Consider the following 10224-nt stretch of genomic DNA (forward strand, 5'->3'; position numbering starts at 1 on the left):
TGCGTTGAAGGCGAAGGCCGAAAAGCTCACTCTATGTTTGATCCGATTTCGCCGATGCAGATCAATTTTTTGTCATGGCAAGTTCTCAGAAGTCCAGTTGTTCGCTAGTAATGCCAAGTGCTGCCGCGATCTTGGCGATCGTTGCCGGCCGAAGAGTCTCGCTGTTCTCTTGCTTGGCATAGGCAGGTTGAGAGATGCCGAGGCGTTGCGCAACTTCAGCCTGGGTCAGTTTGAGATGTTCGCGCCAGGCGCGCAGAGGTGTGGCGCCCTCGACGGTGGCGCCAATAACTTCATTTGGAATGAGATTCTTCTCTTTTTGATAGAGCCGCACATACTCATCGTATGGCAGCACAACGAAGGCCGGCTTACCGTCTGGCCCATTGATCATTTGGACGTTAGTAGATGCGTTCATCGCGTTTCCTCACTTCCTGAATTTCCTGAGAAAGTCGGCGATTTTCTCCTGTAAGAATTTCTTGAATTGACGGTACATCGGCCCCTCAATCGATATTTGCCTGGGCGCAAGAATACCTGCCAGATGTCAAGGCGTCATCTCATCACGTTTTTTTGTGGGGGAATTTGTGGGCAGAAATGAAGAACGGGCCCGTGAGGCCCGTTCTATATAGTGTCCTGGCGGAGGCTGTGAGATTCGAACTCACGGACGGGTCACCCCGTCGGCAGTTTTCAAGACTGCTGGTTTAAACCACTCACCCAAACCTCCTTGGCTGCGGATGCCTGCTGTGGGGCAGGCATCGCGAGGGGCGCATTATACATCACTTGCGCCGCGCCAAAACCTTTCCGGGGGCTGCAGCCTGTTCGCGTTTTCGCCGGGAGCCGGCCGCATGACCGTTGACGATGGCGGCCGGGCTGGCCGCTTGTCCGGGGAGTCTAAGCCGCGGCGCCATTTGCCGCATCCGGGATGCGGGAAGCATCGGCCCGCGGCAGGGATATCCTGATTTCCAGGCCATGCGGAACAATGTTGGCCACTTCCACCACGCCGCCGTGGCGTTGCGCAATCTGCCGCACCAGGTACAGGCCAAGACCGCTGCCCTTGGCCTTGGCCTTGGCGTGGCGTCCGCGCCGGAAGCGGGTGAACAGTTGCGCCAGTTCGTCTTCCGGCATGCCTTCTCCGTTGTCTCGCACGACGATATCTATCCATTCCAGCCGCTGGGCCGCGACCAGGCTGACCTGGGTTCCCGGGGCGGTATGGACGACGGCATTGGTCATCACATTGGCCAGCATCATCTGCAGCCATAACTCATCGCCGGCGACATGCAGGCCAGGGGCGGCGGGCTGGATCAGGAGCGAATGCTCCGCTGCCAGGCGCTGGGTGCGCTTGGCCGCATAGTCGATGATGTCCTGCAAGGGGATTGCCGGCTTCGGGAAAAAGGCACCGGACGATTCGAAACGTTCGATCACCAGGCATTGCTCGACGATGTCGATCAACTCGGCCACGGCGCGTTGCATTTGTTGCTGGCGTCGCGGATGCGCCGGTCCCGGGGCATGCAGCCCGGCTTCCAGGATGCCCAGCGGCGCGCCGAAATCGTGGGAGACGGTCAGGAAAAACTGCCGCTGGCTTTCCCAGGCTTCCCTTTCGGTTTTCAGGGCTTCCGTCAGTTTGTCGTGCGCCACCGAAAGCTCTTGCTCGATGATGCGGCGCCGGGAAATCTCGCTTTCCAATGCCCGTGTGCGCTGCGCGACCTTGATTTCCAGGCTGTGTTCCGAATGCCGCAGATGCCTGACCAGGTCGTCTTGCGCGCGCTTGCGTTCTTCGCGCATCGTTTTGACTTGACGGATGACCGCCAGATTCATCAGGATGATGTGCAAATAGGTGGAGAACGGCAAGATGTTGCGCGATATGCTGTTGCCTTCGATCAGGCCGGCATTGTGGGCGATAAACACCGGCGCGCTGAGGATCTGGACCAGGAACGCGCCGAGATAATAATACGCGGCGGCTTCGCCTTTTCTGAGCAGCTTGTAGCTGATGATGCAGGTGAAGACAACCTGCGCAAAGTAGGTGGCCTGGATCAGCGGCGAGGCGATCTGGAACGCGCCGCTCACGGCGATGAACGAGGCGCCGATGGCCAGGATCCAGGAGATGTTGACGTAATCACGGAACAAGCGCGGGTAATGCTGGTCCGCGCGCGCCACGCGCAGCATTTCGGCGCCAAAGCCGATGCCTGAGGCCATGCCGATTCCCAGCAGCGGATGAAAAAGAGACAGCGGCAGCCATGTCGCGGCAAAGCCCATGCTAAGGGATTGCGTCAGCGCCGAGCCGAACACGTAAGCTGCGTACACCAGATAAAGGCGGGTGTTGAGATACAGGCCGAAGATGGCATTGGACAGGGCGGTGATAATCAGGCCGCCGAAGAAAATGCCGAACAGCAGGCCCTCCCAGAGTTTGGATGTCGCAAACGCCGGCGGCCGCCACAAGGTGGCGAACAGGGCGCGGGTGGTTTTGGTCTGGAGCAATACATACAGGTGCTGAGGCTCTTGCCGCTCCTCAAGGTCGAGGAAGAACGCCGGATTACGGTAGGCCAGGTCGCGCATGGCGGGGGCGACCTGGCTGCCGGCTTCTTTATAGGAGTAGGAACCATTCTTGTCTTTGCTGTAAAGCCGGACCGAATTCACATAGGGGGGGCCAAACTCCAGCCACCATTGCCCGCCGCCGCCATGCGCTACCGTCAAATCGATGCGCAACCATAGCGGACCGCCGAAACCGGCCGCCAGGTCTGCCGACAGGGGTTTGAATTGATCGCGATAGGCGGGCGCGTCCAGATCTTCCGGAGACAGCGTCCGGCCAGCCGGATCGAATACCGACATCATCCGCGTCAGGTCGATTTGCTGGATATCTTCGTTAAGGGCGGGGGCGGCGATTGCGGTCGGAAGACAAAAGGGGAGAAAAGAAAAAAACAACAACAGAAATAGTTTTTTTGGCACGTCTTTACATGAATTTTGTATTTGTGAATTTTTGTAAATTTTCAGGATTTTTTTTTCTGTATAAATAGAAAAAAATTCTTGTAATAAATAGAAAATATACATTGGTAAAGTTTCTAGTTTTTTGTTTGGTGAGAATGGCGGGGCACTTTACCACCTCTTTCTTAAATCGGCCCAGGCCGGATTTTTAGCAAGGAATCGAACTATTTCTTTCCCATAAACCGAACAGAAGGTTTGACGTGAACATTCTTGTTATCGAAGACCACTTAGATTGGCGCGATATGATGATCGAGCATCTTTCCGGTCACGGTTTGTCCGTGCGTGCAGGGGGGACACTGCGGGAGATGAAGGATGCTTTGCAGGAGCAGATGCCGAATATTCTGATCCTTGATCCAACATTGCCTGATGGCAATGCATTGCCCGAATTGGCCGACCTGCGCCAGCGGTTCCCGGCGATGGGCATCGTCGTCGTCACCGGCCGTATTCAATTGCAGGATCGGGTGCGCAGCCTGGGAAACGGCGCCGACTATTACCTCACCAAACCGCTCAAGTTGCCCGAATTGTCGGCCACCTTGACCGCGTTGTCGCGCCGCTTGAGGACCGGGCACGGAACAACCGCCGCGCCGGTCAAGGCCAGCTGGAAATTCGACCGCAAGACCGGCAACCTGACCGGCCCGGAAGGCATCACCCTTACATTCACCGATCGCGAAAGCCGGATCTTTTCGGCCTTGCTGGAAAGCCCGCATTTCCCGATCAGCAATACCCGTTTGCTGCAAACGCTGGGGGTATTGAGCGATCGGCTCGATACACATCGCGTCGATGCCCTGGTGTACCGGATTCGCCAGAAGTTGCGCGCCTTGCCAGGCGTGCCGATCGGCATCCGCAATATTTATAGCGAAGGATATATCTGTACGCACACCAACGCGATCGATTTCGTCCAGATCGCGGAATGAAAGGAGTGTTGGAGGAAAGGCTTTGCAGGTGTTTTTGGAGGGGGGGAGGTGGATTTCTGGCAACGCATGACAAGAAAAGCTAGGCGTGCCAGAAAAATGCCGCATCGCCGGCCCGCAGCACAGTTGCTGCGGCGCCGGAACCGATGCCACAACGCCAGTCGGACGCGGGCGCCGAGCCCGATGTGCATCCGGCATCACTTCGGGGGAGGAAGGCGAGGGGGAAAGATGTTCACTAATAAGTCAGATGCGCCATAAACCAAGAACAACGTAGTTCTGATCGAAAAAAACGAGGCGAGTTGAAAGGTATCGGAGGCCAGTCCTGACCGATAGGGGATAACTCGCGCCCGCGAATTGACAAGGGGTGACAATGAATCGCGCATTCCACACCATCTGGAGCCATGTCTCCGGTACCTGGGTAGTCGTATCCGAACTGACATCGGCCAAGGGCAAGCGCAATAGCGCAGGGCGCTGCGATGTTGGCGCATCAACGGGTGTCTCGACGGTTGTCACGGCCGACGATATCGAAGCATGGCAGTGGGTAACGCGCGCAGTGGCCTTGTCGGTGTCGCCGATTGCCCTGTCGCTGACGCTGTTCAATCCCACGCTGGTTTATGCGCAGGCCTCCAACAGCGGAAACAATACCGGTTTTGCGATAGGTAGTGCCACCACTGGAGGTCAGTGCGTTGCGATTGGCGGTTCAGGAACATTTAGTGCGGTTGCATCCTGCACAGGATCAGATTCCCTCGCAGTGGGCAATGGCGCCAGGTCAACCGCTCTTAATGCCATAGCGATCGGCAGTACGGCCAAGGCGAGCGGCAGCAACAGTACGGCGATCGGCTACGGTGCAACAACAACGGCTGGCAACGCAGTGGCGGTTGGCTTTAACTCGAGCGCCTCAGCGCAGGTTTCCTCTGCGCTGGGTACGGGCGCCCAAGCTGCCGGTACCGGAGCCACGGCCCTTGGCAACGACACAAAGGCGAGCGGCAACTACTCTTTTGCCGGCGGCGGCGGTAGTGGCGGCGCCAATGGCCTTGGCGCCCAGTCGCTGGGAACTGATTCGGTTGCGCTGGGCAGGGCGGTTGCCTATAACCAGTCCTCCATTGCGATCGGTGCGGCTTCTGTCGCGGGCGTTTCGGGGTCGGGTAGCGTCGTCAACGATGTCGCCATCGGTAATAACGCGCAGGCGACGGGCGGCAATTCCTTCGCGGCCGGTAGTGGCGCGCAGGCGACGAGCGGCAATTCCATCGCGGTCGGTAATGGCGCGAAGGCTTCCACCGGGCAAGCCGTGGCTCTCGGCGCCAATGCAATTGTCTCAGGTGGCGCCGGCGTGGCGGTTGGCAATAATACTGTCGCATCGGGGGCAGGGGCATCTGCTTTGGGTTATGCAGCTACTGCATCAGGCGTTTATGCGTTTGCGGGCGGTAATGCGACCGCTTATGGCGATCAAGGCATTGCCATCGGCAAGAGTGCCGTGGCCGGTGTCTCGGGATCAGCAACGACGATTACCAACGATGTCGCCATCGGCAATACGGCCCAGGCTACCGGCGGCAATTCCGTTGCTATAGGTAACAATACAAAGGCCTCGGGAGGGGGGACGAGTTTTGCGCAGAGCCGCAGCGACGGACTTGGCTACCCCACCAGTAATGCTTCCGGTGGAGGCACTCAGCTCAGTTATTACAGCATGGCGCAGGGAAATGGGGCTCAGGCGACCGGTGCCGGGGCAACTGCCATCGGATCCAGCAGCGTCGCCTCCGCATCGGCCGCACTCGCTCTTGGTCCAAGCGCTAACGCTACCGGTGTGATGACGACGGCGGTGGGGCCTGCCGCTTATGCTGCGGGCAATGCTGCGATCTCCGTCGGACGTATGGGCGTGGCCTCAGGTGATTTTTCTGTCACCATGGGGAACGTAGCGACCGCTACGGGAGTGGGCGGCGTCGCCATTGGCAATTCGGCAAGTGCATCGGGTGCCGGCGCGTTGGCACTCGGCTCCAGTCCGGCTGGCGGCTATGCCCAAGACACCACGACGAACACCCGCGCCTTCGGTCCGAATTCGATCGCCTTTGGTACCTCTGCCGTCGCCGGCGTGAGCGGATCGACGGCGATCGTCAACGATGTCGCCATCGGCAATACGGCCAAGGCGACCGGCGGCAATTCGGTCGCGATCGGCAATACCGCCGTCGCCAATTCGGCGGGCGCCGTGGCCATTGGCAATACCGCCACCGCCACCGGCGGCAAAGCGGTATCGATCGGCGTTGGCAATACCGCCAGCGGCAATGGCGCGGTCGCCATCGGCGACCCCAACAATGCGACCGGTACCGGCGCGGTGGCGATGGGCGCCGATAACACCGCCAACGGCCAGGGCGCTGTCGCGCTCGGCAATACCAACACGGCTACCGGCCAGGGCTCGGTCGCTTTGGGCAATGCCTCGCAGGCGCAGGCGGCCGGCAGCCTGGCGCTGGGTTCCAACGCGAGTGCCGCCAATGCCAACGATGTGGCGCTGGGCGCGGGCAGCGTGACAACGACTGCGGTCGGCACTGCCGGCGCCACCATCGGCGGCGTCAACTACGGCTTTGCCGGCGCCACGCCGGCCAGCACGGTCAGCGTCGGCGCCGGCGGCGCCGAGCGCACCATCACCAATGTCGCGGCCGGCCGCCTCAGCAACACCAGCACCGATGCGGTCAACGGCTCGCAACTGTTTGCGACCAATACCGCCATCAACAACATTGCCACGGGCGGCGCGGGCATCAAGTATTTCCACGCCAATTCGACCCTGGGCGACTCTGCGGCCACCGGCACGGATGCGATTGCCTCCGGTCCGCTGGCGGCGGCTTCCGGCGCCAGCGCTTCGGCCTACGGCAAGTCGGCCACCGCCTACGGCGACCAGAGCGTGGCGATCGGCAATGGCGCCGTGGCCGGGGTATCCGGTTCGCCGACCACCATCATCAACGACATCGCGCTGGGCAACGGTGCGAAAGCCACGGGCGGCAATACGTTTGCGGCCGGCCTGTCGGCGGCGGCATCCGGCGCGTCGTCGATTGCGCTGGGCAATACTGCCACCGCCAACGGATCCGGCGCGATTGCGCTGGGCCAGAATGCCACGGCCAGCCTGGCCAATTCGCTGGCGCTGGGCAACAATTCGACCACCACCGGCGGGGCTACCGCCAATACCACCGGCGGCGCGGCTTATGCCAGCAGCACCATCGGCGGCGTCACTTATAGCTATGGCGGCGGGCAAGCCGCGCCGGTCGGCGTGGTCAGCGTCGGTTCGGACGGCGGCGGCGTACGCCGGATCCAGAACGTGGCGACCGGCCTGGTCAGCGCCACCAGCACCGATGCCATCAACGGCAGCCAGTTGTATGCGGTGGCGCAGCAGGTTTCGGCGGCGGCGGCGTCGACCGTCAATTACTTCAATGCCAATTCCACCACCACCGGCGCCGGCAGCAATACCAAGGCCAACTCGGGCGCGACCGGCGCCGACGCGATTGCGATCGGCGTCAGCGCCGCTGCCTCCTCGGCCAACGATGTCGCGGTCGGCAAGACGGCCCAGGCCAGCGGCGGCAATTCCTTTGCGGCCGGCAATGCGTCCAAGGCCGCGGGGGCGTCGTCGGTGGCGTTTGGCGATACGGCAACCAGCTATAACGCCGGCGATATTTCGATCGGCCAGAATGCGGTCGCCGGCGTTGCCGCCGGCGCGGTCACCAACGATACCGCGATCGGCGCTTCGGCCAAGGCCACCGGCGGCAATTCATTCGCCGCCGGCGCCAGTGCGCAGGCCAGCGGCAGCCGCTCCTTCGCCGGCGGCGTCGGCGCGCTGGCTTCCGGGGCTTCCTCGACCGCGCTGGGCGACAGCGCCAATGCCTCCAACACCAATGCGGTGGCGATCGGCGCTTCCAGCGCGGCCTCCGGCATTGGCGCGGCGGCCTTCGGCTTGTCGGCGGCGGCTGCCGGGCAAAATTCGCTGGCGGCCGGCAATGCGGCCAGGACCTTCAACCTGGGCGACGTGGCACTGGGCCGCAATGCGGTGGCCGGCGTCTCCGGCGGCAGCGTGACCACCGATACCGCGGTCGGCAGCGGCACCACGGCCACCGGCGGCAATGCCTTTGCCGGCGGCAATGCGGCGACCGCATCCGGCGCCTCGTCGGTGGCCCTGGGCGATACTTCCCAAGCTACCAATGTCAATACGGTTGCACTGGGCCTCAATGCCAAGGCCAGCGGCCAGGGCGCGATTGCGGAAGGCGCCAATTCGCTCTCCAGCGGCACCTCGTCGATTGCGGTCGGCGTGAGCGCCAAGGCCAGCGCCAACAATACGACCGCGCTGGGCGGCAGCGCGACTGCCTCGGCCTTGTCGGCCACGGCCATCGGCGCCAGCACGCAGGCGCTGGCCAACAATGCCTTTGCCGGCGCCGCCGGTGCGATTGCCTATAACAGCGGCGACGTGGCCCTGGGCTTCAATTCGGTGGCCGGCATCTCCGCCGGCCCGGGCACCAACGATACCGCCATCGGCGCGACCGCCAAAGCGACCGGCGGCAGCGCGTTTGCCGGCGGCTTTGCGGCGCTGGCCTCGGGCGTGTCGTCGGTGGCGCTCGGCAATGCGGCGGCGGCATCCAGCACCGATACCATCGCCATCGGCGCCTCGTCGGTGTCTTCCGGCGTCTTCGCCGCCGCCATCGGCGCCAATTCGACCGCGTCCGGCAGCAATGCGTCGGCGCTGGGCGCCAATACGCAAGCGGTGGGCGACAATTCGCTGGCCGGCGGCAATAGCGCCATCGCCTATAACGCCGGGGATACCGCACTGGGCTATAACGCGGTGGCCGGCGTCTCCGGCTCCGGCACAGCGACCGACGATACGGCGGTCGGCTCCGGCGCCCAGGCTACCGGTGGCAAGTCCTTCGCCGGCGGCAATGCGGCTACGGCCAGCGGGGCCTCTTCGGTGGCCATCGGCGACGCTGCCAATGCGGTGACCGGCGGCGCGGTGGCCATTGGCCAGAATGCCACGGCCACCGGCGGCAAGTCGGTGTCGATCGGCGTGGGCAATACCGCCAACGGCGACGGCGCCGTCGCCATCGGCGACCCCAACAGCGCCACCGGTAACGGCGCCGTGGCAATGGGCCAGAACAATACCGCCAACGGCGTCGGCGCGCTGGCGCTGGGCAACAACAATACGGCCACCGGACAGGGCTCGCTGGCATTGGGCTACAGCTCGCAGGCGTCGAATCCCGGCAGCATCGCCCTGGGCGATACCGCCAAGGTATCGATCAACGGCGGTGTGGCGCTGGGTTCGGGTTCGGTGTCCGATCGCCCGATTACGCAAGGTTCGGGCACGGTGGCGACCGGCGCGGTGCCGTTCAATACCTCGGACCAGAACTTGCTGGGGGCGGTGTCGGTAGGTTCGTCCACCGCCTATCGCCAGATCACCAACGTGGCCGACGGTACCCAACCGCAAGACGCCGTGACCTTGCGGCAGTTGACCGGGGCGCTGACGGCGTTTGCGACCACCACCACCAAATATTTCCACGCCAACTCCACCGGGGCTGATTCCCTGCCGATGGGCGCCGACTCGATTGCGGTCGGTCCGAACACGGTGGTCAACGGCAATAACGGCGTGGGCATCGGTAACGGCGCGACAGTGCAGGCGGGTGCGCCGGGCGGCGTGGCCCTCGGCCAGACCGCCACCGCCGGCGCCGCCGATGCGCTGGCGCTGGGCAACGGCACGACGGCCAGCGGCAACCAGTCGGTCGCCCTGGGTTCCGGCGCCAACGTGAGCGGCGCCGGCAGCCTGGCGCTGGGTTCCGGCGCCAAGGCAAGCCATGACAACAGCATTGCGCTGGGCGCGGGTTCGCAAACGGCAGTCGGCGCGCAGACCAATTACGCCGCCTATGCATTGGCGGCGCCCCAGACCTCGGTGGGCGAAGTCAATGTCGGCAACCGCACCATCGGCGGCGTGGCGGCCGGCGTGACAAAATATTTCCATGCCAATTCAATATTGGCCGATAGCACGGCAAGCGGCACGGACAGCATTGCCATCGGCCCATTGTCGGTAGCCAGCGGCGTCGCCAGTTTTGCGGCAGGCAAGCAAGCGCAGGCGTTAGCGGACGGCGCGGTGGCGATCGGTCAAAATGCAACCGCCACCGGTGGCCAGGCGGTGTCGATCGGCGTCGGCAATACGGCTAGCGGCAATGGCGCGGTAGCCATCGGCGATCCGAACACGGCAACAGGTACCGGGGCGGTGGCGCTGGGTAACTACCAATACGGCCAACGGCCAGGGCGCTGTCGCCCTGGGCAACACCAACACGGCTACCGGCCAAGGTTCAGTGGCGTTGGGCAATGCATCGAAGGC

Annotated in this window: 3 protein-coding genes, 1 tRNA gene and 2 pseudogenes; 3 read left to right on the top strand and 3 right to left on the bottom strand. The window is 62.9% G+C overall.

Features of this window, described 5'->3' with window-relative positions; genetic code table 11:
- Nucleotides 1–85: 85 nt before the first annotated feature.
- The 3 genes from FB597_RS03475 to FB597_RS03485 form a co-directional block, all read right to left on the bottom strand.
- A complete protein-coding gene (locus FB597_RS03475) occupies nucleotides 86–412 on the bottom strand; it encodes a helix-turn-helix domain-containing protein (RefSeq protein WP_144768056.1) in 327 nt (108 codons plus the stop codon).
- Between the two features lie 216 nt (nucleotides 413–628).
- Nucleotides 629–718, bottom strand: a tRNA-Ser gene (locus FB597_RS03480).
- A 167-nt stretch (nucleotides 719–885) separates the two neighbouring features.
- Entirely contained in the window at nucleotides 886–3039 is a 2154-nt protein-coding gene (locus FB597_RS03485; RefSeq protein WP_144768058.1) for a sensor histidine kinase, read from the bottom strand.
- A gap of 134 nt (nucleotides 3040–3173) precedes the next feature.
- Here FB597_RS03485 and FB597_RS03490 point away from each other — a divergent pair, with 134 nt between their 5' ends.
- The 3 genes and pseudogenes from FB597_RS03490 to FB597_RS20560 all read left to right on the top strand — a co-directional run.
- Entirely contained in the window at nucleotides 3174–3887 is a 714-nt protein-coding gene (locus tag FB597_RS03490; protein WP_144768060.1) for a response regulator transcription factor, read from the top strand.
- A 367-nt stretch (nucleotides 3888–4254) separates the two neighbouring features.
- Nucleotides 4255–10095: pseudogene (locus FB597_RS03495) on the top strand (ESPR-type extended signal peptide-containing protein); the annotation flags it as partial.
- Nucleotides 10096–10162: 67 nt separating this feature from the next.
- Nucleotides 10163–10222 (top strand): annotated as a pseudogene (locus FB597_RS20560) (hypothetical protein); the annotation flags it as partial.
- Nucleotides 10223–10224 lie beyond the last annotated feature (2 nt).

Source organism: Herbaspirillum sp. SJZ099 (assembly GCF_007828355.1).
GTDB lineage: Bacteria > Pseudomonadota > Gammaproteobacteria > Burkholderiales > Burkholderiaceae_D > Herbaspirillum.